Below are 23,711 nucleotides of genomic sequence, written 5' to 3'. Positions count from 1 at the left end.
CGGCGGACAGGAGCAGGACAGGGAGCACTTATGGCGCAGCAGGGCAGGCCGCAAGCTACGCGCAGGCTGGCGCTCGTCACCGGCGCGAGCGGCGCTATCGGCAGTGCTATCAGTCACGCCCTCGCCGCAGCCGGCAATGAGGTGTGGGTCCACGCGAATCGCAACCTGGCGCAGGCGGAAGCCGTGGCGGCCACCATCCGCGCAGCGGGCGGTGCCTCGACCGCCATTGCCTTCGACGTGACCGACGCCGACGCGACCGAAGCTGCACTGCAGCGTGTACTTCAACACGGCACGGTGCAGATCCTGGTCAACAACGCCGGCATCCACGACGATGCGCCGCTGCTTGGCATGAGCCGCGACCAGTGGCGCCGCGTCATCGACGTCTCGCTGCACGGCTTTTTCCATGTGACGCAGCCCTTGCTGATGCCGATGATGCGCACGCGCTGGGGCCGCATCATCAATATGGCCTCGGTGGCCGGCGTGATGGGCAACCGCGGGCAGGCCAACTATGCCGCGGCCAAGGCGGGCCTGATCGGCGCGACGCGCTCGCTGGCGATCGAGATGGCGTCGCGCGGCGTTACGGTCAATGCCGTGGCGCCGGGCGTGATCGAATCCCCCATGACGGAACTGGCGTTCCCCGCGGAGCGCGTCCGCCAGATCGTGCCAGCCGGCCGCGCGGGCACGCCCGATGACGTGGCCGGCATGGTGGCCTACCTGGCTTCCGATGCGGCAGCCTATGTGACCGGCCAGGTACTGTCCGTCAATGGCGGCATGGCCTGAACCTGTCTTCCCACCATGGCCCCGCAGCCGTCCCCGACCCATCTGCTGCTGATCCCCAGCTACAACCCCGGCGCGAAGCTGCGGGAAACGCTGCGTGCCGCGCGCGCGGCCTGGTGTCCGGTCTGGGTGGTGGTAGATGGCAGCACCGACGACAGCACGCAATGGCTGCAGCAACAGGCCCGCGAGGATTCCGGTCTGCGCGTACTGGTCCTGCCCGAAAACCAGGGCAAGGGCGCGGCGGTGCTGCACGGCATCGAGGCCGCCGCCGCGGAGGGCTTCACGCATGCGTTGGTGATGGACTCCGACGGCCAGCACCCGGCCCAGCTGATCGCGCAGTTCATGGCGGCGTCGATGCGCGACCCGGACGCAATGGTGCTCGGGCGCCCGATTTTCGATGCGAGCGCGCCGGTCGAACGCGTGTACTGGCGCCGCGTGTCCAACTTCTGGACGGACGTCGAAACACTGTGGGCCGGCATCGGCGATTCACTGTACGGCTTCCGTGTCTATCCGATCGAACCGCTGCGGGCCATCATGCGGGAAAGCCGCTGGATGCGGCGCTTCGACTTTGATCCCGAGGTGGCAGTGCGCCTGTGCTGGCGCGGCGTGCGGCCGGTCAACCTCGATGCGCCCGTGCGCTACTTCGATCCGCGCGCGGGCGGTGTGTCCCACTTCCGTTATCTGCGCGACAACCTGCTGCTGGGGTGGATGCACCTGCGGCTGGTGACCGGCTGGCTGGTGCGATTGCCACGGCTGCTCTGGCGGCGGTTGCATGCGGCCGCGGACGGCAACTCGCGCCCGCCGAACCGGGCGACCTGAAAGCGTTGGTCGGACCAGCACCTCCGCCGTGGCCTTTGCGCTGGACGTCCAGTAACGCCGACGCCGTGCGCCTGCACTACGATGGTCTCAGGCTCTCCTCGGAGGTAACGATGCGGCTGCCAGGCCGCGTGCGAGCATGGGCCAACGCAAGAAGGAGAAGATCATGAAAGCGCATTCTTCAGAGCATGCAGCGCGGCAGGCATGGCTGGCGGCAGCGATCCTGGCGTTATTGGCAGCGGCCGGACCAGCCAATGCTCAGGAACCGGCCGCGGCAGGCATGGAGATGATCAACCCAGACGCGGTGAAATGGGGCGACGCGCCCGCTTCGCTGCCCAAAGGGGCGAAGCTTGCCGTGTTGTACGGCGATCCGGGCAAAGACGTGCCGTTTGTCATCCGGCTCAAGACGCCGGCCGGCTACAAGGTACCGGCCCACTGGCATACCCAGGCCGAGAACCTGACCGTGATCTCTGGCACGCTTTACCTTGGAGCCGGGGACAAGATGGACATGGCTCACGCTCATGCCCTGAAGACGGGCGGTTTCCACTATCTGCCCGCCAAGGCCCATCACTATGCGTTCAGCAAGACCGAGACCGTAGTGCAGATCCACGGCACAGGCCCGCTGGATATCCATTACCTGGATCCGAAGGACGACCCGTCCGCCAAGTGAAACACCTGACCGGCTGGCGGCCCGGATAGCCGTCGGTCCCGTTCCATACTGCTCCACGTATACCCTGAATGAAGGGGCTTGCGCGTGATCACCCCCAGAGCCGCGCCAGTCTGTAGGCGCCTTTACGGCCGATACCTCTGGGGTATGCCGGAAATACCCATTCGGTGTTGGACTGGCCGTCCGCGCCACTCCTATTCTCCACGCCAGAAGACGTGCCGCCGGCAACGTCGCGGCGATCCCGACGCAAGAAGCGGGACTTTTGGACAACTGGAGACAGGTAGTGAGACAGATCGATGTGTACGCAGTGGCGGACGGCGCCACCTTCAACCGCTTCCATGCAGGCGTGCTGTTCTGGTGCGCGCTGATCATCATTTTCGACGGCTATGACCTGGCAGTGGCCGGCATCGCTTTGCCGGCCATCATGAAGGACATGGGGGTGTCGGCGACGCACGCGGGCTTCATGGTCAGCTCGGCGTTGTTCGGCATGATGTTCGGGGCCATCTTCCTCGGCACGATTGCCGACCGCATCGGCCGGCGCAAGGCCATTGCCATCTGCATCCTGCTGTTCAGCGTGTTCACCGCCGCGGCGGGCATGACCAGCGATCCGATGCTGTTCGCCGCGAGTCGTTTCCTGGCCGGGCTCGGCATCGGCGGGGTCATGCCCAATGTGGTGGCGCAGATGACCGAGTACTCGCCACGGCGTATCCGCGGCACGCTCGTGACGCTGATGTTCAGCGGCTACTCTGTCGGCGGCATGCTGGCCGCGCTGCTCGGCAAGCAACTGCTCGAACAGTACGGCTGGCAGTCGGTGTTCCTGGCCGCTGGTGCACCGGCGCTGCTGGTGCCGCTGATCCTCAGCAAACTGCCTGACTCCATGCCATTCCTGCTTCGCACCGGACAAAACGACACCGTGCGCAAGATCCTGCGCGCCATCGATCCGGCGAACCCTTGCAAGGATGGTGACCGCCTCGTGCTGCCGGACGCCAGCACGGGTGGCCAGGCTGCTGTGGGCGAGCTGTTCCGCGAAGGGCGCGGCTTCAGCACGCTGATGTTCTGGCTGGCCTTCTTCATGTGCCTGTTCATGGTCTACGCGCTCAGTTCGTGGCTGACCAAGCTGATGGCGTCGGCCGGCTACAGCCTGGGCTCTGCGCTGACCTTCGTGCTGGTGCTGAATATCGGCGGCATGCTCGGCGCCATTGGCGGCGGCTGGCTGGCTGATCGCTTCAGCATCAAGTACGTGCTGATGGGCATGTATGCGCTGGCCGCGGTGTCGATCGCGCTGCTCGGTTACAAGGTGCCCACGCCGGTGCTGTTCCTGCTGGTGGGCCTGGCCGGTGCCTCGACCATCGGCACGCAGATCGTCACCTATGCGTATGCGGGGCAGTTCTACCCGGTGGCCGCGCGATCGACGGGCATTGGCTGGGCGTCGGGCGTGGGACGTGCCGGGGCCATCCTTGCGCCGATCGTGATCGGTGTGCTGGTAGGCATGGCTTTGCCGCTCGAGCAGAACTTCCTGGCGATCGCGGTACCGGCTGTGGTGGCCGTGCTGGCGGTGGGCGGCATCGACCATCGGCGCGCCGCATCGGTGGGCGCGGTGCCGTCAGAACAGGTTGCGCCGAAGGTCTACGCAGCCTCGCGCGCTGAGGGTTGATCTCCGTTACGACCGTGTGCCGGCCACCGCGCCGGCCAGCCGGCCCAGCGTGGCCAGCGCGGTCTCGGCACGCTTGTCCCATTCGTGTCCGTAGTTGAGCCGCAGGCAATTGCGGAAACTGTGCCGGGCCGAGAAGATCGGCCCCGGTGCGATGCTGATGCCGTGCGACAGCGCCAGCTGTTGCAGCGCCAGCGTGTCGGTGTCTTCAGGCAGTTCGATCCACAGGAAATAGCCGCCCGCCGGGCGCGTCGCACGCGTGCCGGGCGGGAAGTGCCGCGCCACCGCCTGTGCCACGGCATCCTGCCGCAGCATGAGCGCGTGCCTGAGCTGGCGCAGGTGCCGGTCATAACCGCCTTTTTCCAGATACGCCGCAATGGCCACCTGCGCGGGCGCGGAGCCGGCCAGCGTCGTGGTCAGCTTGAGCCGCGCGACATCGCGCGCGAAGCGGCCGGGTGCGGCCCAGCCAACGCGATAGCCCGGCGCCAGACACTTCGAGAACGATGCGCAGTGCATGACCAGCCCGGCCTTGTCGAACGCCTTGGCCGGCGTGGGGCGGCGCGTGCCGAAGTAGAGCTCGCCATAGACATCGTCTTCGATCAGCGGTACCTCATACCGCGCCAGCAGTTCGACGAGCGCCTGCTTCTTCGCGTCGGGCATCAGCGAGCCAAGCGGGTTCTGGAAGTTGGTCATCAGCCAGCACGCCTTCGGGCGGTGCCGCTCCAGTGCCTGCTCCAGCGCGCCCAGCTCGATGCCCTCGCGCGGATGCGTGGGCACCTCAATGGCAGACAGGCCACAGCGTTCCAGTGCCTGCAGCGCCGCGTAGAACGTCGGGCTTTCGATCACCACCGCATCGCCGGGACGCGTGACGGCCATCAGGCACAGGTTCAGCGCCTCCAGCGCGCCGTTGGTGACGACGATCTCGTCGGCCTGCACGGTCAGCCCGTCCGCCAGGTAGCGCAGCGCGATCTGGCGGCGCAGGTTCGCATTGCCTGGCGTGAGGTCGTCGACACTGCTCCATGGGTCCAGCTTCTGCACGGTCGTGGCCATGGTCTTGGCCAGCCGCTGCATCGGGAACAGCAAGGGGCTCGGGAATGCCGAGCCGAATGGCACCACGTCGCGCCGCATCGTGGACTCCAGCACCTTGAAGACCAGTTCGCTGACATCGACCGGACCCGACTCCTGCACGGGTGCCGACGGCGTTTCCGCCTCCGGTGCAAGCTGGCGCGAGCCCGTGGCCACGTAGTAGCCGGAACGCTCGCGCGCGCGGATCAGGCCACGCGCCTCCAGCAGGTAGTAGGCCTGGAACACGGTCGACTGGCTGACGCCGCGGCCGGTGCTGGCCTGGCGCACCGACGGCAGCCGATCGCCGAGGCGCAGCACACCGGCATGGATGGACTGGGCAATGTCCTCCGCCAGTTCTTCATAGCGGGTCATCGGCCGGGGGGCGCCTGTCATCTGATCTTGTCCTTTTGGCAGTTTTGTCAACTGTAATGGATTGGGAAGATCAGGACCAGGCAGGTATCTGGATTCCCACTACATGGAAGGGAGCAGGCCCGCCTAACGGTGACAGAGGCAGCGCGTCGGCGAGCACTGCTGCGGTCATTCTCCGATTTTGTATCTTGCTACAGCGCAGCCATGGCTTCAGACACGGGCAGCCTCCGCTTCCAGACGGCGCTTTGCAATCACCGGATTCTGATAGACCGCAACCTTGAACGGTTCGATACCGACACGCTCGACCACATCGATGAAGCGCTCCGCTTCACTGTCGCGCATCGCGATGTAGCGCTTGATCAGTTCCTCGACCACCTCCGGAATCTCATCGCGCGCGAACGATGGCCCGATGATGCGGCCGATTGCGGCACCGGATGGCCCGCCCTGGCGTCCGCCAAGGGTGACCTGGTACCACTCCTCGCCGGCCTTGTCGACGCCGAGGATGCCGATATGGCCGACGTGGTGGTGTCCGCAAGAGTTGATGCAGCCCGAGATGTTCAGGTCGAGTTCGCCGATCTCGTAGAGGTAGTCGAGATCGTCGAAGCGTTGCTGAATCGCCTCGGCCAGCGGGATCGATACCGCATTGGCCAGCGAGCAGAAATCCCCGCCCGGGCAGGCGATGATGTTGGTGAGCAGGCCGATATTGGGCGTGGCGAGGTTCCACGTCTGCAGCTGCTGCCACAGTTCATGCAGGCGCGTGCGACGCACGTCGGCGATGATCAGGTTCTGTTCGTGCGAGACGCGCAGCTCGCCAAAGCCGTAGTGGTCCGCGAGGTCTGCCGCGGCTTCCATCTGGTCGGCGGTGATGTCGCCGGGCGGCGTGCCGGTGGCCTTCAGCGATACCGTGACGGCGGCATAGCCGGGCACGCGGTGCGCATGCACGTTGCTGCGCAGCCAGCGCGCAAAGCGCGGGTTGGCGGCGGCCAGCGCGGGGTTCGGGTCGTGGTCCTGCGCGGCGGCAGCGTCGTAATCCAGCGTGGTGAAGCGCGTGGCGATGTCGCGCACGAAATCCGCATCGACGGTATCGGGGCCGCCGCGGATAGGCTGCCAGTGTTCATGGACCTGCTGAGCGAAGACTTCCGGCGTAAGGTCCTTCACGAGAATCTTGATGCGCGCCTTGTACTTGTTGTCGCGCCGGCCATGCAGGTTGTAAACCCGCAGGATCGCCTGGAGGTAGGTGAGCAAGTCGGACCAGTGCACGAATCCGCTGATTTCCTTGCCGACCATCGGCGTGCGCCCCATGCCGCCGCCCACCCACACGCGGAAGCCGGTTTCGCCGTCGCGCTCGACCGCCTGCAGCCCGATGTCGTGCACGCCTACCGCGGCACGGTCGGTGGTGGCGCCACTGACGGCGATCTTGAACTTGCGCGGAAGGAACGCGAATTCCGGATGCAGCATCGACCATTGCCGGATGATTTCGCACCACACCAGCGGGTTCACCACCTCATCGGGTGCGATGCCGGCAAAGTGGTCCGTGGTCGTATTGCGGATGCAGTTGCCGCTGGTCTGGATCGCATGCATCTGGACCGTGGCGAGTTCGGCCAGGATGGCAGGCGCGTCTTCCAGGCGCGGCCAGTTGAACTGCATGTTCTGGCGCGTGCTGAAGTGGCCGTAGCCGCGGTCCCAGCGCCGCGAGATCTCGGCCAGCTTGCGCAGTTGGCGCGAAACCAGCATGCCGTAGGGGATCGCCACACGCAGCATCGGCGCATGACGCTGGATGTAGAGCCCGTTCTGCAGACGCAGGATACGGAATTCGTCTTCCGTGAGATCACCGCTCAGGAAGCGTGCGGTCTGGTCAGTGAACTGGGTAACGCGCTCGTCGACCAGTTGCTGGTCGGTGGAGTCATAGAGGTACATGGGGGCTGGTCTCGCATCGCTCTTGGGCCAGCCACGCCTTGCGGGCGTGGCACAGACTCAAGGCTAGCGATGGCCCCGGCATGCGGACAGCAGCAGTTGCGCGCGATTTCTGCCGTAGCAGCGTCGCTGGGGGCCCTGGTCAGCCCCAGTGGCGCACGCGGCCGGTGTCGACGTGGACGAAGTCCTCGCGCGCGTAGAAGCCTACGCCGCCCACGCCGAGCGACATGGCCGCATCGCGCAGATCGGCCAACGCAACACCCGGCAGACGGATGTCGATGGCCTTGCCGTCCATATGCAGGCTGTGCTTCGCCACGCCGCCACCGCCCGTGAGGCGCAGGCGCGCGTTCGTGACCGGGCTGCGGTAACCCGAGATCACCTGGAATGGCGATTCGCTGCCGAGCGTGCGGCGCAGTTCGAACAGCAGCCCGAAAAGCTGAGGATCGATCACGCCGACCTGACCGGAGTAGTGATCGCGCAGGAAATGGTTGAGCGTGGTCTGTGCCTGCGGCAGCACCTGATCGCCTAACGCATACACGAGCTGTAGATGTTCGCCGGTATGCGTGTGATCGAAAGACAGGCTGCGTGCGCCGGATACGTTGGCCAGCGCCAGTTGCGGCGACAACGCGGCCAGGCCGGCGCCGATCGCCAGGCCGCCGGTGTGTTGCAGGAAACGGCGGCGGGAGGGAGTGCGAGTGTGCTTCATGTCGGGTTCTGCGTGGGCGCCGGACGGGCAAGGGCATCCGGGGTGGCCGGTGTTGCAGGGGCGGCCGGTGCCGATGCCGGCACACTGGCGGGCCGGCGCGCGGTTTTCTGGCTCAGCGCCTGGTCCAGCAGCTTGTCCTGGCCATAAATGTCAGGCAGGAAGTATACCCGGCCATCGGCGCGGGCAATCGCGGTGCCGTAGGCAAGCACCACAGGCAGCGGCTGCTGCAGCGCCACGGTGTTCGACTGCCCCTTGGTCATCGCCTGCCGGATACGTTCTTCGGTCCAGCCCGGCATGTCCTGTAGCACGAACTTCGCCAGTGCCACGGGTTCCTCGACACGGATGCAGCCGTGGCTGAAGTCGCGCCGGTCGCGCTTGAACAGTTGCGGCGTGGGGGTGTGGTGCAGGTAGATGTTCTGATTGTTGGGGAACACGAACTTGATGTCGCCGAGCGCGTTCATCGGGCCGGGGCGCTGGCGGATGCGCATGCGGCCGTTCAGCACGGCATCCAGGTTGGCGTCGGACAGCGTGGTGACGGCCTTGCCATTGGAGACGAACTCGAAGCCCTGCTGCGTGAAATAGGCCGGATCGCGCCGCAATCTCGGGATGGTCTCCGAGCGCGCGATCGACGGCGGCACGTTCCAGTACGGACTGAACTCGATATAGCGCATGTCCTCTTTGAACAGCGGCGTGCGCGTATCGAGCGCCTTGCCGACGATGACTTTCATCTCGAGCTTGATATCGAGCTTGCCGCCGTTGTAGTCATAGGCGCGCAGCATGAACTCGGGGATATTCACCACGATCATGCGCGGGCTGTCGGTGAGCGGGGTCCAGCGCAGGCGCTCCATGGTCAGCTCGATCTGCCGCACGCGCGCGGCCGGGGTGGTATTGAGCTGCGCCAGCGTGCCGGCGCCGATCACGCCATCCGCCTCCAGCCCGTGGCGTGCCTGGAAGGCCTTGACGCCGTCCACGACCGCACCGCTATAGCGCTTGGGCGCCGGCGCATCGGCGGGCATGTCGCCAAGCGCCTGCAGGCGCCGCGCCATTTCGGCAAGCCCGCTGTAAGCCTGGCCGCTCGTCAGCTTGCCGCCGGGCAGAGCCGGTAGCGTGCGGTCCCAGCCCGGTTGCGCGGCCAGCGTCCGGTAGTGCGCAAGCGCGTCGCGAAGCGTGCCGTATAGCGGGAAGGAGGGTGCGGCCTCGCGGATGGCTTCGGGCAGCCGGTGGCCAGCCACGGCGGCGCGCAGGTAACTGTCGGGCTCGAACGCCGTCGATGGCGGCGCCGTGAAATTGGCGTGTACCTTGCGTGGATCGACACGGCCGCTGTGCAGGTCCGACAGGTAGCGCCGCATGGCGTCGCTGAGCGTGTTGTCGAGCTTGTCGATGGCGTCCTGCGCGGGCTGCGGGCCGGTGGCGGCTTCGGCGAGCGCGCGTTTCAGGCCGTCGGCATCGTAGTCCTGCGGCACCAGGCCATCCGTCTGCGCGCTGGCCAGTGCGGACACCGCCTGCTGGGCGTCGGGCGTGGGGCGTCCGCTGGCGAACCACAGCGGCTGCGCCGCGGCGCTGGCGGCGCAGGCAAGCAGCCAGGCAGCGAGCGTGCCGCCGATCCAGTGACGTGCATGGGAGGCGGGGGTGGCCGACAGGCGCGTATCAGGCGTGGTGGCGGGTGTCATGGGGATCGAGTTGGCATGGCTTGCTGCCTATCCTAGCCGAATAATTCGTATAGCCAGTTGCGTGCGCGCATATCGTGCGGCCTTGGCAAATATATTCAGGACGCATGCGAAACCGTTGAAGCCGGTTTGCGCCAGAGGCGTGCGCACATGGAAACGCCCGCTGCGCGAACAGCGGGCGTTGGAACGGATGAGCCTTCGATTCAGAACTGGTTCAGGACTACTTGCCGAGTTCATGGCCGACCACGCCACCGACCACTGCGCCGCCGACGGTGCCCGCGGTGCTGCCGTGCGACAGTTCGTGCCCCGCAACGCCACCGGCCACTGCACCGGCCGCGGTACAGCCGGCGAGGCCCATGCCAGCGCTGACCAGCAGCGCGACTGCGATTTTCCACATGGTCGTCTCCTGTGCCGCGCACGGATGAGGCCATCCGTGCTCATGCCTTCCAGCTTAGGCACGCGGATATATCGAGCCTTTCGGGCGCAGGCCGATTGCCATGTAGGACTTGTCGGACGGCCAGGTGCCGTCCGGATCGCTCAGTCAGTTCTGCGAAAACCGGCGCAGGCGCTTGATCAGCGACGATGTGTCCGAGCGGCCGCAGCCCATCTGCTGCAGGTCGGCATAGAACTGGTCGACCGTCGCGGTGACCGGCAGGCTCGCGCCGTTGCGGCGCGCCTCGTCCAGGCACAGGCCCAGGTCCTTGCGCATCCAGTCCACGGCGAAGCCGAAGTCGAACTTGTTTTCGATCATGGTCGGGCCGCGATTCTCGAGCTGCCAGGAACCGGCCGCGCCCTTGCTGATGACGTCGAGCACCAGCTTCATGTCGAGGCCGGCGCGCTCGCCGAACGCGATGGCTTCGGACAAGCCCTGGATCAGGCCGGCGATGCTGATCTGGTTGACCATCTTCGCGAGCTGGCCTGCGCCCGCTTCGCCAATGCGCGTCACGGCGCGCGCATACGCGGCGATCACGGGCTCGACGCGCGCGTAGACGTCGGCGTCGCCGCCGCACATGATGGTCAGGATGCCTTTCTCCGCGCCGACTTCGCCGCCGGACACGGGGCCGTCGACGAAATGCAGGCCGCGCTCGCGCGCCGCCGCGTAGAGTTCGCGCGCCACGTTGGCGCTGGCGGTGGTGTGGTCGACGAAGATGCAGCCCGTGGGCGCGGCGAAGAACGCGCCATCCGGACCAGTCAGCACCGAGCGCAGGTCGTCGTCGTTGCCCACGCACGAGCAGACTACGTCGGCCTGCCTGACGGCCTGCGCCGGGGTGTCGGCCGCCTTGCCGCCAAACTTCTCGACCCAGGCCTGCGCCTTCGCTGCAGTGCGGTTGTAGACAGTGACTTCATGGCCCTTGGCGGCCAGGTGGCCGGCCATGTGGAAACCCATGACGCCAAGCCCGAGGAATGCGACACGCATGCTGCGACTCCGTAACTGATTTGATGTTGTTTGATGTCGGTGGCGCGCGGCGGCTCATGTAGCGCATCCTGCGGTCGCAACAGAAGCGCGCAGCGCGGGGAGGCGTGGCCTCAGGCGCCGAGTATACGCCGCGCGAGCCCTTGAAGACTGGCTATCCCTGTCCCAGGATCGCCTTCCTGACCAGTTCCGACTGGCGGTTGCACTGCATCTTCGCCATCAGCATGGCAATCTGCTTGCGTACGGTGTTGACCGATACGCCCGCCGAGGCGGCATAGGCCGCAGCCGTCTGGCCCGTCACCAGCGCGCCCAGCACGCGGGCCTCCGCCGGCGTGATGCGGAACACCGCGGCAAGGTGGTCCGGGTCCGGTTGCGTGTCGCCGCTGTTGCGGCGTTGCATGCGCATCAGCACGCAGCGTTCGCCGGCCACGCGCAGCGACGGCCCGCCTACCACCATGTCGACGGTGACCGTAACGCCGGTTTCGGCGGGAATCGTCATGCTTTGCCGCACTCCAGTCTGGCATGTCATGGCCACGGACTGCAGCAGCATGGCGCGCATGCGCGGGTCGGCATGCCAGATAGTGCCATGGCGCTCGGCGAACATCGGCCCGGCGAAGATTTCGCGAGCCAGCGGCGAGACGCGCATCACGGCCCCGGTCGGGCCGACCAGGCAAATGGCCTCGTCGAACGAGGAAAAGGCTTCTTCTAGGTTGGCAAGGTGGCTGTACACGGCATGCTGCCTGCGCGCGATCGCGTCGCGCAGTGTGAGGACGAAAGCCGCCGCGGGGCCGACTCGGGGAATTCCTTTGGCCGCTCCAGGGCGTGCCTGGCTATTCCTGTCATGGTGGGCGAAATCTGGCCCATGCCAATGCCCCGAACGGGGGATGAGAAGACACCTGGTAGCCGACCTGATCGGCGAAATATGCATTTTGAGTGACATCAAGATACCCATGACACGATTATTTAAGGAATAACGATGTCATGGGTATTTGCGAAATACCGATGACATAGGTAAAGTAGATATACCAACTACATGGGTAAAAGCGGGCGCAAGGCGAACCACATGAAACAAGTCCTTTCCACTCCCTTGCAGGTCCGGCAGGTGCTTCAGGGCGCCCGCAAGGCCGCAGGCCTCAATCAGAGCGAAACGGCGGCCAGGCTCAATATCAGCCAGAGCCGTATGTCCCACATGGAGCTGAATCCCGGCAGCATCAGCGTAGACCAGTTGCTGGCCTTGATCGGGGTGCTCGGACTCGAACTGGTGGTGCAGGAAAAGCGTGGCGGCGTGGATGCCGAGGCGGGGTGGTGACCATGGCCATACGCAAGACGCGGACACCAGCGCTGTCGGTCTGGGCCAATGGCCAGCGCGTGGGAACATGGCGCAATCCGGGAAGTGCCGCGACAGAGTTCGAGTACGACACGGCGTGGATGCACTCGGACACGGGCCGGCCGCTGTCGCTGTCGCTCGACTATGCATTGGGTACCCGCAAGGTCATCCGTGGCGAACCGGTGCATCACTATTTCGATAACCTGTTGCCCGACAGCGAACCGATCCGGCGCCGGCTGGCTATGCGATTCGGGACCGGCTCGACCGATGCCTTCGCGCTGCTGTCGGCGATCGGCCGCGATTGCGTCGGCGCGGTGCAGCTGCTCGGTGAAGACGAGATCCCCGCAGGCCATGACCGCATCGAGGGAGAGCCGCTGTCCGACCAGCAGATCGAGCAATGGCTGCGCGACACCGTGTCGACGCCGGCACCAGGACATGACCAGGACGACGACTTCCGCATCTCGATTGCCGGCGCGCAGGAAAAGACGGCGTTGCTGCGGCATGCGGGGCAGTGGCTGCGCCCGCACGGTGCCACGCCGACCACGCATATCCTGAAGCTGCCCCTGGGGCTGGTCGGCAACCGGCGCGCCGACCTGAGCGCATCGGTCGAGAACGAATGGCTATGCCTGAATATCCTTGGCGCCTACGGGCTGCCGGTCGCGCATAGCGAAATGCTGACGTTCGGCGAGCAGAAGGTGCTGAGCGTGAGCCGCTTCGACCGCCAGATGCATGCTTCGGGAAACTGGTTGCTGCGCCTCCCGCAGGAGGATTTCTGCCAGGTTTTCGGGCTCAGTTCGCTGCAGAAGTACGAAGCCGATGGCGGTCCGGGCATGGAGCGGATCGCGACGGTGCTGCGCAATTCCGAAACCCCCACGCAGGACCTGGAAACGCTGTTCAGTGCCCAACTGCTGTTCTGGCTGCTTGCCGCGCCCGACGGACATGCGAAGAACTTCAGCATCCGCCTGCTGGCCGGCGGGCGCTACCGGATGACGCCGCTCTATGACGTCATGTCGGTCTGGCCGGTCATTGGAGACGGTCCGAACCAGTTTTCGTGGCATCGCACCAAGCTGGCCATGGCCGTCGCGGGCAAGAGCCGGCACTATGCGCTGCGCGACATCCAGCGCCGGCACTTCAACGCCATGGCGTCGCAATGTTTCCTGGGCACCAATGCTGAGCCGGTGATCGAGCGGTTGATTGCCCGCACGCCTGCGGTGATCGATACCGTGGGAGCGATGCTTCCACCAGGATTCCCGCAGCGCGTGGCAGACGCGATCCTGAACGGCTTGCGCACGTCGGTCGAAAGGCTGGCCAGCATGCAGCCATAGTTTCGCTGCCCGACGGCGGGGTGCTCGTATCGAACGCCGCATGAAGGATAATCAGGTTGACGAGAGTCTGCGGATACTCGGCAGCCTCGACGCGCTGGGCGTGCCCATCGCCATCGACGACTTCGGCACGGGCTACTTGAGCCTGCTTCACCTGAAGCGCATCCCCGCGAGCGAACTGAAGATCGACCGCGGCTTTGTGCGCGACCTGGCGCATGACACCGAAGACGCCGCCATTGTTTCCGCTATCGTCGCGCTCGGCCGGACGCTGAACCTCAACGTCGTCGCGGAGGGTGTCGAAGCGCCTGCGTAGCGCAAGTTCCTGACCGAGGCCGGCTGCGACGCGCTTCAGGGTTACCTGCTCGGCGAGCCGATTCCGGCCGCGGCCTTCCCGAGGCGCGAGATGGTGCTGGAGAAGGCGGCACCCTGAGCGGGAAGGCAGCCGCCGGCTGCCTTCCCGGGCGGCTTGCCTGCCGCTTATTCAGGCTTCACGCCTGCATCGCGGATCACCGTATTCCATCGCGCGAGCTCGGACTTGATCCGTGCGCTGGTCTGCGCCGGCGTGGTCCACGTGGCAATGGCGCCTTGCTTGAGCAGCGCTTCCTTGACGTCCGGTTCGGCCAGGATCTTCTTCAGGTCGGCGCTCAGCCGGTCGATTACCGGTGCCGGCGTGCCCGCCGGCGCGACGATGCCGAACATGGAGCTGACCTCGAAGTCCTTCAGGCCCGCTTCGGCCGCCGTCGGCACGTCGGGCAGGGCGCTGACGCGCTGGGACGAAGTCACCGCCAGCGCGCGGATCTTTCCGCCTTTCACGTAGGCCTGCGCGGCCGGCACGGTCTCCACCATACTCAGCACCTGGCCGCCGATCAGATCGGTCATGGCCGGGCCGCTGCCCTTGTATGGCACGTGCAGCATGTCCACGCCGGCCATGCGCTTGAACAACTCGCCCGCCAGGTGCTGCGGCGAGCCGTTGCCGGCGGAGCCGTAGGTGATCGTGCCCGGCTTCGACCTCGCCAGCGACACCAGTTGCGGCAGCGTGCTGGCATTGACGGACGGATTGACCACGAAGACCAGCGGCACGGTGCCCACGATGGCCACCGGCGCGAAGCTCTTCTCGATGTCGTACGGCACGCGGCTCTTGTACAGCGCGGCGTTGATCGCATGGCTAGTCAGCGCGCCCATCAGCAGCGTGTAGCCGTCCGGCGCAGCCTTGGCGACCAGGTCCGCGCCGATATTGCCGGCGGCGCCGGCACGGTTGTCGACCACGACCTGCTGGCCGAGCGTGGCCGACAGATGCTGGGCCAGCGTGCGGCCGATAACGTCGGTGGCGCCCCCCGGCGGGTACGGCACGACAAGACGGATCGGCTTGTTGGGATAGTCGCTGGCAGCCGCCAGCGACGGGGCCAGCAGCAGGGTGGTGCAGGCCAGCGACGACAGCAGCAGCGCGCGGCGCGGCGCACGAATGCCCCGGCCGGGCATGCGGGAAATGCCGGACATGAAAAGTCTCCTGTGCCGGGATCTTGTGGAATCGGGGGGAGAGCGCGGCGATTCCATGCCGCTTGCCGATAACGCCCGGCTCGTCATCGAGGCCAAGTGTAGGGTGAGCCTCTTGATTGATGTATCAGAATTTTTCTATCGACTGATCACGAATGCAGATTAATTTGCCGCAAGCACCGCAGCCCTTGCGGCCTGTGGGCAAGCCCCGCTAAGCTTCGCGTCTCGATTATCAATAATCTTATCGGAGACGCAGAATGCCTTCCGCCGACGACCCCAAGCTGCCGCAGGACGGCGCCGCCCCCACCGAAGGACTTGCCAAGGGCCTCACGAACTATGGCGACACAGGCTTCTCGCTGTTCCTGCGCAAGGCCTTCATCAAAGGGGCGGGCTTTACTGACGACGCGCTGTCGCGTCCGGTGATCGGCATCGTCAACACGGGCAGCAGCTACAACCCCTGCCACGGCAATGCGCCGCAGCTCGTAGAGGCGGTCAAGCGCGGCGTGATGCTCGCGGGCGGTCTGCCGGTGGATTTCCCGACGATCTCGGTGCACGAGAGCTTCTCCGCGCCGACCAGCATGTACCTGCGCAACCTGATGTCGATGGACACCGAGGAGATGATCCGCGCGCAGCCCATGGACGCCGTGGTGCTGATCGGCGGCTGCGACAAGACGGTGCCGGCGCAGCTGATGGGGGCGGCGTCGGCCGGCGTGCCCGCGATCCAGCTTGTGACCGGATCGATGCTGACCGGGTCGCATCGCAGCGAACGGGTTGGGGCGTGCACGGACTGCCGCCGCTACTGGGGCCGCTACCGCGCCGAGGAGATCGACAGCGCGGAGATTGCCGACGTCAACAACCAGCTCGTGGCAAGCGTGGGCACGTGTTCGGTAATGGGCACGGCCAGCACCATGGCGTGTGTTGCCGAAGCGCTGGGCATGATGGTGAGCGGCGGCGCGTCAGCACCCGCGGTGACCGCCGACCGCGTGCGTGTGGCGGAGCGCACCGGTACCACGGCGGTCGCCATGGCCGCCGCCCGGCTGACGCCCGACCGCATCCTGACCGGCAAGGCCTTCGAGAACGCGCTGCGCGTGCTGCTGGCCATCGGCGGATCGACCAACGGCATCGTCCACCTGACGGCGATCGCCGGGCGCCTGGGCATCGACATCGACCTGGCAGGGCTCGATCGCATGAGCCGGGAAACGCCGGTGCTGGTCGACCTGAAGCCTTCGGGCCAGCACTACATGGAAGACTTCCACAAGGCAGGCGGCATGCTGACACTGCTGCGCGAACTGCGTCCGCTGCTGCATCTCGACACGCTGACCGTGTCAGGCCGCACGCTCGGCGAGGAGCTCGACGCTGCGCCGCCGCTGTTCCCGCAGGACGTGATTCGCAGTGCCGGCAACCCGATCTACCCGGCCGGCGGCCTGGCGGTACTGCGCGGCAACCTGGCACCGGGCGGCGCCATCATCAAGCAGTCGGCCGCCAACCCCGCGCTGATGGAGCACGAAGGGCGTGCGGTGGTGTTCGAGAATGCCGAGGACATGGCACAGCGCATTGACGACGAGTCGCTCGACGTCAAGGCCGACGACATCCTCGTGCTCAAGCGCATCGGGCCGACCGGCGCGCCGGGCATGCCCGAAGCCGGCTATATGCCGATCCCCAAGAAGCTCGCACGCGCAGGCGTGAAGGACATGGTGCGTGTGTCGGACGGGCGCATGAGCGGTACCGCGGCCGGCACCATCGTGCTGCATGTGACGCCCGAAGCGGCCATCGGCGGGCCGCTGGCGCTTGTGCAGAGCGGCGACCGCATCCGGCTGTCGGTCGCGAACCGTGAGATCGCGCTGCTCGTCGACGACGCCGAGCTGGCCCGCCGCGCTGCCGCGCAGCCAGTCGAACGCCCGCGCGCGGAACGTGGTTATCGCAAGCTGTTCCTCGAGACCGTGACGCAGGCTGACCAGGGCGTCGATTTCGACTTCTTGCGCGCCGCGCAGACGGTCGATACCGTGCCGAAGCAGGGCTGAGCCATGACTGCGACCACGGCAACGGTCACCGCCATCGACGGCGGCGACGCGATGGAGCAGGCACTCGACACGCTCGAAGAAGACATCGTCTTCGGCCGCCTGCACCCGCGCGAGCGGCTGACCGAAGACGCGCTGATGGCGCGTTTCGGCCTCAAGCGCCACGTGGTCCGGCAGGTGCTGGCAGAGCTGGAGCAGATGGGCGTGGTGGAGCGCCGGCGCAATGTCGGTGCCGTCGTGCGCGCCTTTGATGCGCATGAAGTGGTGGAGCTCTACGGCTTGCGCGAGGTGCTGGAGTGCCACGCTGCAGCGCTGATCGCGTTGCCGGTGCCGCCAGCGCGCCTGCAGGCGCTGATCGACATCCAGCAACGCCACGATGCCGCTGTCGCCGCCGAGGATGCGCGCGCGGTCTTCCGCATCAACCAGGCGTTCCACCGCGAACTGTTCGCACTGACCGATAACGCCGTGCTGCAACAGGCCATCGGCGAATACGCGCGGCGCACCCATCCAATCCGCTTCGGCACGCTTGCCGCGGCCGCGTACCGCGAACGCGCCCGGCAGGAGCACTGGGCCATGATCGAAGCGCTGCGCGAAGGGCGGCGCGACGACCTGGTGGCACTGTGCCGCCGGCACCTGCTGCCATCGCGCGACGCTTACCTGGCTGCCGAAAAAGCGCGCGGCCAGTAGCCTCCCTGGCAGCGATCAATGGACGATGCGTTCGCCCGGATGCGCCTGCCGGAATTCACCCGGCGTCATCGGCTGCGCCTTGTTCCAGCAGGCGCGGAACGCCTGCACGCTCGCAAAGCCGCATTGCTCGGCGATTTCCTCGATCGGCAGTGAAGACGCCTCCAGCAGCCGGCATGCCTTGTCCATGCGCAGCGCTAGCTGGTACTGCTTGGGCGTGAGCCCGGTTTCCCGCGCAAACACGCGCGACAGGTGCCTGACGCTGGTGGCAAAGGTTTGCGCGAATGAAGGATCGGACACGCTCACCGAGAGGTCGGCCGAGATCGCGTCCTGCACCGCATGCACCAGCGCATTGCCATGCGAGCGCGAGCGGAATTTCGACGCGAGTTCCGGGTCGCTGCTGAAGCGCCGGAACGGCACCACGTTCTCGCGCGCCACGCGAATGGCGGCGTCATCGCCAAAGGTATCGGCCACGAGCTGCAACGCCATATCGATGCCCGAGGCAACACCCGCGGAAGTCCAAATATTGCCGTCGCTGACGAAGATGCGGTTGTCGACCACGGTCGCGTTGGGATGCTTCGCGCGCAGCCTGCCAACATGGGCGTAGTGCGTGGTGCATAACCGGCCATCCAGCAAGCCGGCCTCGCCGAGCAGGTAAGCCCCTGTGCACACGGCGGCGATGGTGGGCCTTTCCTTGGCGTCTGCCGCTACGCCGCGCAACCAGTCCGCCGTATCCCGCCAGGCGGGCGAGCGGAACAGCGTGTCCGTCATCTTGCTGCCGATGGCGAGCACGAGATCGCCCGGAAGCAGCCGTGCCGGCAACGGTCCGACACGGCCAAGTTCAATGCCCTGGAACGCCTGCACGCTCGAATGCGGGCCCACGCAGCGCACCGCGAGCGGCCCGATGTCGAGTTCGGCGACGGTCGACAGGATCTGCAGCGGCCCGGCCAGGTCGAGCATGTGGATGCCGGGCAGCATGAGGAAGTAGGCGGTTGGCATGGTCGGATAACCTGATGCATCGCGGATCAGTGACGAACCGGAATTTTGCCACTATCGTGATTTGGTGGCGAATTTCTACGGATCGATTGGAAAATAGTCATGGCTGAAAATTTGCCATAGGTGTCAGATCCTTTGCTGGTGAGCGGCCGCGGCGGCCCATAGCATGGCAGTAACCCCCTCCACTTCGCTCCAGGAGCCACCAGCATGCAAAGCCCACCGATCTCCCGTTCCGTCACGCTGTTGCTGGTCGCCACCGGCTTTGCGGTGATGTTTGCGTCGACCGCCGTCAAAGGCGTCTACCAGGTGTATTTCGTGCAGCTTGCGTCGCACTTCGGGCAAGGCCGCGCGCAGTTCGCATGGTCCGGCGCGCTGTTCATGCTGGCGACGGGCCTCATGTCGCCGGTCGTCGGCGCGCTCAGCGACCGGGTGGGGCCGTTGCGCACGTCGGCCATCGGCGCGCTGGCGGCGGGCCTGGCCTATGCCAGCGCAGCCTTGTGGAACCAGTCGCTGGTCTGGTTCAGTCTCGCTTTTGGCATGGCCGGCGCGTTCGGGCTGGCGGCCATGACCTTCGTGCCGATGGGCGTGCTTGTGGACCGCCTGTTCGAGGCGCGACGAAAAGGGCTCGCCTATGCCGTCGTCACGAACGGCACGGCGATCGGCTTTATCGTGCTGTCGCCATTCTGGATCTGGCTGCAGCCGAAGGCCGCGTGGACGACGGTGTTCGGTGCGGTCGGCATGGTCTTCGCGGTGCCGGTGGCCGCAGTGCTCTGGCTGCTGTCGCGCTGGGAGCCGCCAGCTCCGGCGGCAGCTACCACGCAGGCAAGCGCCTCGGCATGGTCGATCGTGCGGCGCGATCCCGTGTTCTACGTGCTGGCCGCAGGGTTCTTCGGCTGCGGCGCGACCATGGCCTTTATCGACGTGCATCTGCTCGCACACTGGCAGGACCGCGGCGTGGCCCGCATGGAAATGGGCTATGCGCTCAGCGCGCTTGGCGTGCTGGAACTCGTCAGCGGCATTGCCTCGGGCGCGCTGGCGCTGCGCTTCGACAAGCACCGGCTGCTGGCCGCGTTCTACGCCATGCGCTGTATCGCGATGCTGTTGCTGCTGGTACCGCAGGCCGGTGTGCTGCCGTTCGCACTGGTGTTCGGCAGCAGCTATCTCGGCACCGTCATTCTGACGTCGATGTTCTGCTTCGAGCGCTATGGCGGCCAGGTCAAGGGCAGGGTATTCGGGCTGCTGTTCCTGGTCCACCAGGCCGGCGCGTTCCTGAGTGTGCAACTTGGCGCGCGTTCGTTCGAATCGACCGGCAGCTATGTGCAGACTATCGTCGCCCTCGGTGTGGCGACGGGCTTCGCGGCGATCTGCTCGTGGCTCGGCCTGCGTCGTGGCGTCACCGCGCCGCCGACTGTGCCTGCCGGCGCAGGTGCGCAGGGCTGAGGGAGCCCATGTCGATGTCGGCACTTCCGTATCTCGTCCGATGCCTGTTCATCGCCGCATGCCTGCTGCCGCCTGTGCTAGCCGCGTTGAAGTCCGGTGGGCGCGCGAAGCAGGCGGCAGCATGGTCAGCCATCGCGCTGCTGGCCGTGCTGCTGAGTCTGGTAGATGTGTCGGCCTATGTGCAGGCACGGGTCGATGGCGTACTGTTGCGCGCCGGGTGCGGCGGGTGAGCGCTGCGGCTACCGCTGCTCCCGAGGCGGCTCCGGCATTGTCTCCTCCGGGGCACGCGTTTCCGTCTGCGGCGGCTTGTGCCAGCGCGCCCAGCGGTCCGGGGCCGCGCGCAGCGGCGGCCGTACCAGATTGGCTTGCCACGCATGCTGCATGATCTGGTCGATCTGGTTGAAGGCCTCCTTCGAGATCACCGCTTCCTCGCGCATGGTGGCCAGCGATCGCTGGCCCTTGCGCAGCGCGAACAGCATCAGCAGGCGCCGTTCCAGCGCTACGGTGTAGTCGCCGAACTGTTCGCGCATCTGCGCCAGGCCTTCGCCGGCAGAGTGGAAGCGTTCTTCGAGCACGCCGTCCAGTACCGTAGTCATGCGCGCACCGAACACCGGCGTCAGCAACGACCGGTTGTAGCGGCGCAGGCGGTCCAGCACGGTCTGGCGGCAGATCAGCAGTTCGAAACGGTCCGCCAGCGCGCGTGCCAAAGGACGATCGAGGCCCAGCCACTTGTGCAGAAAGAACGCGATGCGGTAGCCCAGGTGGTACTGCAGGATCGCACGTGCCGCGCGCTTGTAGCCGATGCGGCCCTGCTCGCGCGCGGCATCGATCATGTGCGACGTGTTGCGCATCATCGCGTCGAGGTTCGCCACCGAGATCACGCCGTCGCCGTACTCAGGAATCAGTTCGCGCTCTCGTGTGGCCAGCGTGACCAGCCCGATGGTCAACCGGTCGCGTTCGGACAGTGCGCTGTCGAAATCGAACTCCACGGAACCCAGCTCGATGCCGCGCCGGTAGTGCTGCGCAACTTCGCGAGCGGCCGCCGGAGGCAGGTCGAACGTTTCGGCGACGCGGCCCAGCATCGCCTCGACTTCTTCGGTGGAGAGCCGGATGGCCTGCTGCTGCAGCGCGCGTTCCTGCGGCGACAGCTGGTTGAGGCCGAGCCGGTGGATCAGCGCGCGCAGCGTGGTGCCGTTGAGCAGCAGGCTGACCAGCACGAAGCCTGTCGCCAGGATCGCGACGAAGTGGCGCACCTGCAGAGGCAGCGCGATGTTCTCCGCAATGCCGAGCGCGAGCACCAGCGTGACCGCGCCGCGCAGCCCGCCCCATGCGATGGCCAGCTTGAACGGGCCGCTGATCGGCGCGCTCAGCCGCAGCCATGACAGCACGGGCAGCAGGCCGAACAGTGTCAGCAGCCGCGCGCCGAGGGCGGCGGCCACCAGCACCAGCAACAGCCAGCCATGATGGGGCGTGACGCCGGCCAGCAGCGATGGCACGCGCACCGCGGCCAGCAGGAAGACCACGGCCCCCGCGATGCCCGCGAACTGTTCCCAGATCATGCGCAGGTGCCGCTAGTTGGCGGGCGTCAGCCGCGTGGGGCCCAGTGCGCTGACCATCAGGCCCGCGCACACCACGGCTACGACGCCGGACACATCGAGCAGCTGGTCGGCCAGCAGGTAAAGCGGGTAGGGCAGTGCCAGCGTGAGCGCGCTTTCGGCCATGGCCAGGCCCGACAGGCGCGGCAGCACCTCGGCCACGAGCCGGCCCGCCAGCGCACCGCACAGCACGCCACCGATGAACGACCAGGCCAGTTCGCGCACGCCGGCGCCCAGCGTGGCCTGCGCGCCGTGGCCCGTCAGCATCGCCACCAGCACGCCGACGATGGCAATGGCCGCGGCATCGTTGAGCAGGCTTTCGCCTTCGACGAGCCGGATCAGGCGCGCGGGCGCGCCCACGTCGCGGAAGATGGCGATGACGGCTGCGGGATCGGTAGTGGCGACCACGGCGCCGAGCAGCAGGCAGGCCGCCAGCGGCATGCCGCTGGCGGCGGAGGTGGCCACCCCGATCACGCCCGTGGCCACGATCACCGCGACGACGGCTAACAGCAAAATCGGCGCCGCGTCAGGCACCATGCTGCGCACATCGGCGGTCAGCGCGGCGTGGAACAGCAGCGGCGGCAGGAAGATCCACAGGTAGGCTTCCGGCGGCAGTTCGGGATCGATCAGCGGATGCAGGAAGTGCTGCGCGAAGGCGGGGTGCGCGGCATCGATGGCCACATAGCCCGCGCCGATCGCGATGCCGATCGCCGACAGCAGCGTCGATTCCGGCAACACCAGCCGCGCGGCGGCGACCTGCACCACGGCCACGATGGCCAGCAGCACGCCGGCCAGCACGAGAACGTCGACGATGATGCTCATGGGCCCACCTCGGCGCCGGCCGCCTCCGGCTGTTCACGGAACTGGGCCAGGTGCACGCGCACGGCATCGGCCAATTCAGCCGCCGCCGGCGACAGGCTGCGGTTGCGCGGGGTGACTAGTCCGATCGACCGCTCTGTTACGGGTGCCGTGAGCAGCCGCTCGACGATGCCCGGCTGGCGTACCGTGCCGGCGGCGATCTCCGGCAGCGCGGCGACGCCGAAGCCGCATTCGACCATTGCCGCGATGGTCGCCAGGTGCTCGGCCTCGAACACGGGCTGGAAGCGAATGCGGTTCTGCAGGAAGGCCCATTCGGTGTATTGGCGCACGCTGCTCGGATTCGTCATCGATACATGCGGCGCGTTCGCGGTGTCGGCCCAGCGTAGCGGGCCCGAGCCGCGCGCCATCGCGTGCGCGGCCGGGATCAGCAGCACGAAGCGGTCGGACAGCAGCGGTTCGTAGTGCAGGTCGGCCTGCTGCGGATCGGCCGCGGTCAGCGCAAAATCGACCTCGCCAGCGCGGACCATGTCGAACGCGGGGCCGGATAGCGTATCGAACACCTTCAGCGCCACTTCGGGACGCGCGCGGTGGTAGGCCATCAGCACGCGCGGCAGCATGCGCGCCGCCAGCGACGGCAGCGCCGCCACGGCCACCTGCCCGCGCTCGGCGCTTGCTATGCCGGTGACGGCGTCGATCGCACCACGGAACGCCGCCTGCAGCAGCGCGGCCTGCTGCATGAACACCCCGCCCGCCGCGGTGAGCCGTACCGTGCGCGTGGTGCGGTCGAACAGCCGCACGCCGAGCGATTCCTCGATGCGCAGGATCTGGGTGGACAAGGCGGATTGCGACAGGTGCAGCTGGCTGGCCGCCTGACGGAAGTTCAGCGTGCGGCCGAGTACCAGCGTGGTCTCAATGTCACGCATCGACAGGTTGATCTTCATGGGCGCTCGCACCCGGGTGGGCTCCGGGG

The 23,711-nt window shown here is 66.8% G+C and carries 21 protein-coding genes and 2 pseudogenes; 12 read left to right on the top strand and 11 right to left on the bottom strand.

The window, feature by feature from the left end:
* Positions 1-30 precede the first annotated feature (30 nt).
* The 4 genes from fabG (at position 31) to K2O51_RS01670 (ending at position 3,914) form a co-directional block, all read left to right on the top strand.
* The gene (gene fabG / locus K2O51_RS01685; protein WP_140949283.1) at positions 31-780 is read left to right on the top strand and encodes a 3-oxoacyl-ACP reductase FabG; all 750 of its coding nucleotides are present in this window, start codon (positions 31-33) and stop codon (positions 778-780) included.
* A gap of 15 nt (positions 781-795) precedes the next feature.
* Positions 796-1,596 (top strand): glycosyltransferase family 2 protein, encoded by an 801-nt coding sequence (locus tag K2O51_RS01680; protein WP_220630401.1) that lies wholly within the window; start codon positions 796-798, stop codon positions 1,594-1,596.
* Between the two features lie 163 nt (positions 1,597-1,759).
* Positions 1,760-2,263 carry a cupin domain-containing protein gene (locus K2O51_RS01675; protein WP_011300061.1) on the top strand — a complete coding sequence of 168 codons (504 nt, stop codon included), beginning with the start codon at positions 1,760-1,762 and terminating at the stop codon, positions 2,261-2,263.
* A 280-nt stretch (positions 2,264-2,543) separates the two neighbouring features.
* Positions 2,544-3,914, top strand: coding sequence for an MFS transporter (locus tag K2O51_RS01670; protein ID WP_011300062.1), 1,371 nt, complete (start codon positions 2,544-2,546; stop codon positions 3,912-3,914).
* A gap of 6 nt (positions 3,915-3,920) precedes the next feature.
* Here K2O51_RS01670 and K2O51_RS01665 read toward each other — a convergent pair whose 3' ends face one another.
* From K2O51_RS01665 to K2O51_RS01635, 7 genes are all read right to left on the bottom strand, one after another.
* Complete coding sequence (locus K2O51_RS01665) at positions 3,921-5,348, bottom strand: aminotransferase-like domain-containing protein (RefSeq protein WP_041680152.1); 1,428 nt, start codon at positions 5,346-5,348, stop codon at positions 3,921-3,923.
* Positions 5,349-5,555: 207 nt separating this feature from the next.
* Entirely contained in the window at positions 5,556-7,262 is a 1,707-nt protein-coding gene (locus K2O51_RS01660; protein WP_220630400.1) for a nitrite/sulfite reductase, read from the bottom strand.
* A gap of 139 nt (positions 7,263-7,401) precedes the next feature.
* Positions 7,402-7,965, bottom strand: a complete 564-nt coding sequence (locus tag K2O51_RS01655; protein WP_011300065.1) for a YcbK family protein — start codon at positions 7,963-7,965, stop codon at positions 7,402-7,404.
* Positions 7,962-9,635 carry a L,D-transpeptidase family protein gene (locus K2O51_RS01650; protein WP_011300066.1) on the bottom strand — a complete coding sequence of 558 codons (1,674 nt, stop codon included), beginning with the start codon at positions 9,633-9,635 and terminating at the stop codon, positions 7,962-7,964. Before K2O51_RS01650 ends, K2O51_RS01655 begins: the two co-directional genes overlap by 4 nt.
* A 217-nt stretch (positions 9,636-9,852) precedes the next feature.
* Positions 9,853-10,029 carry a glycine zipper 2TM domain-containing protein gene (locus tag K2O51_RS01645; protein WP_011300067.1) on the bottom strand — a complete coding sequence of 59 codons (177 nt, stop codon included), beginning with the start codon at positions 10,027-10,029 and terminating at the stop codon, positions 9,853-9,855.
* Positions 10,030-10,173: 144 nt separating this feature from the next.
* Positions 10,174-11,049: an NAD(P)-dependent oxidoreductase gene (locus K2O51_RS01640; protein ID WP_011300068.1), complete on the bottom strand. Its 876-nt coding sequence runs from the start codon at positions 11,047-11,049 to the stop codon at positions 10,174-10,176.
* A gap of 151 nt (positions 11,050-11,200) precedes the next feature.
* Positions 11,201-11,776, bottom strand: a complete 576-nt coding sequence (locus K2O51_RS01635) for a helix-turn-helix transcriptional regulator (RefSeq protein ID WP_181184375.1) — start codon at positions 11,774-11,776, stop codon at positions 11,201-11,203.
* A 333-nt stretch (positions 11,777-12,109) separates the two neighbouring features.
* On the opposite strand from K2O51_RS01635, the gene K2O51_RS01630 reads away from it, so the two are divergent.
* From K2O51_RS01630 to K2O51_RS01620, 3 genes and pseudogenes are all read left to right on the top strand, one after another.
* Positions 12,110-12,355, top strand: a complete 246-nt coding sequence (locus K2O51_RS01630; RefSeq protein WP_041680153.1) for a helix-turn-helix domain-containing protein — start codon at positions 12,110-12,112, stop codon at positions 12,353-12,355.
* A 2-nt stretch (positions 12,356-12,357) separates the two neighbouring features.
* Positions 12,358-13,698, top strand: a complete 1,341-nt coding sequence (locus K2O51_RS01625) for a type II toxin-antitoxin system HipA family toxin (RefSeq protein ID WP_140949290.1) — start codon at positions 12,358-12,360, stop codon at positions 13,696-13,698.
* Between the two features lie 58 nt (positions 13,699-13,756).
* Positions 13,757-14,125, top strand: a pseudogene (locus K2O51_RS01620) (EAL domain-containing protein); the annotation flags it as partial.
* A gap of 47 nt (positions 14,126-14,172) precedes the next feature.
* Here the strand turns inward: K2O51_RS01620 and K2O51_RS01615 are convergent.
* Complete coding sequence (locus K2O51_RS01615) at positions 14,173-15,192, bottom strand: Bug family tripartite tricarboxylate transporter substrate binding protein (protein WP_011300072.1); 1,020 nt, start codon at positions 15,190-15,192, stop codon at positions 14,173-14,175.
* Between K2O51_RS01615 and K2O51_RS01610 the strand changes: the two genes are divergently transcribed.
* From K2O51_RS01610 to K2O51_RS01600, 3 genes are all read left to right on the top strand, one after another.
* Entirely contained in the window at positions 15,191-15,355 is a 165-nt protein-coding gene (locus tag K2O51_RS01610) for a hypothetical protein (RefSeq protein ID WP_181184376.1), read from the top strand. The two genes, K2O51_RS01615 and K2O51_RS01610, sit on opposite strands and share 2 nt — an antisense overlap.
* Before the next feature lie 91 nt (positions 15,356-15,446).
* On the top strand, positions 15,447-17,210 hold the full coding sequence (locus tag K2O51_RS01605; RefSeq protein ID WP_140949291.1) for an IlvD/Edd family dehydratase: 1,764 nt from the start codon (positions 15,447-15,449) through the stop codon (positions 17,208-17,210).
* A gap of 51 nt (positions 17,211-17,261) precedes the next feature.
* Entirely contained in the window at positions 17,262-17,894 is a 633-nt protein-coding gene (locus K2O51_RS01600) for a GntR family transcriptional regulator (protein WP_425332980.1), read from the top strand.
* A gap of 15 nt (positions 17,895-17,909) precedes the next feature.
* Here the strand turns inward: K2O51_RS01600 and K2O51_RS01595 are convergent, their stop codons facing one another.
* A complete protein-coding gene (locus K2O51_RS01595; RefSeq protein WP_140949292.1) occupies positions 17,910-18,890 on the bottom strand; it encodes a GlxA family transcriptional regulator in 981 nt (326 codons plus the stop codon).
* A 204-nt stretch (positions 18,891-19,094) separates the two neighbouring features.
* Here K2O51_RS01595 and K2O51_RS01590 point away from each other — a divergent pair, with 204 nt between their 5' ends.
* Positions 19,095-20,327, top strand: a complete 1,233-nt coding sequence (locus K2O51_RS01590; protein WP_220630398.1) for an MFS transporter — start codon at positions 19,095-19,097, stop codon at positions 20,325-20,327.
* Between the two features lie 14 nt (positions 20,328-20,341).
* On the top strand, positions 20,342-20,557 hold the full coding sequence (locus K2O51_RS01585; RefSeq protein ID WP_220630397.1) for a hypothetical protein: 216 nt from the start codon (positions 20,342-20,344) through the stop codon (positions 20,555-20,557).
* A 9-nt stretch (positions 20,558-20,566) separates the two neighbouring features.
* Here the strand turns inward: K2O51_RS01585 and K2O51_RS01580 are convergent.
* A pseudogene (locus K2O51_RS01580) lies at positions 20,567-22,744 on the bottom strand (cation:proton antiporter).
* Positions 22,741-23,682: a LysR family transcriptional regulator gene (locus K2O51_RS01575; protein WP_220630396.1), complete on the bottom strand. Its 942-nt coding sequence runs from the start codon at positions 23,680-23,682 to the stop codon at positions 22,741-22,743. Before K2O51_RS01575 ends, K2O51_RS01580 begins: the two are co-directional and overlap by 4 nt.
* Positions 23,683-23,711 lie beyond the last annotated feature (29 nt).

Origin of the sequence: Cupriavidus pinatubonensis, from assembly GCF_019602855.1 — a bacterium.
Taxonomy (GTDB): domain Bacteria; phylum Pseudomonadota; class Gammaproteobacteria; order Burkholderiales; family Burkholderiaceae; genus Cupriavidus; species Cupriavidus pinatubonensis.
The sequence above is the reverse complement of the archived record's forward strand: the minus strand, read 5'-3'. Positions and strand labels throughout refer to the sequence as shown.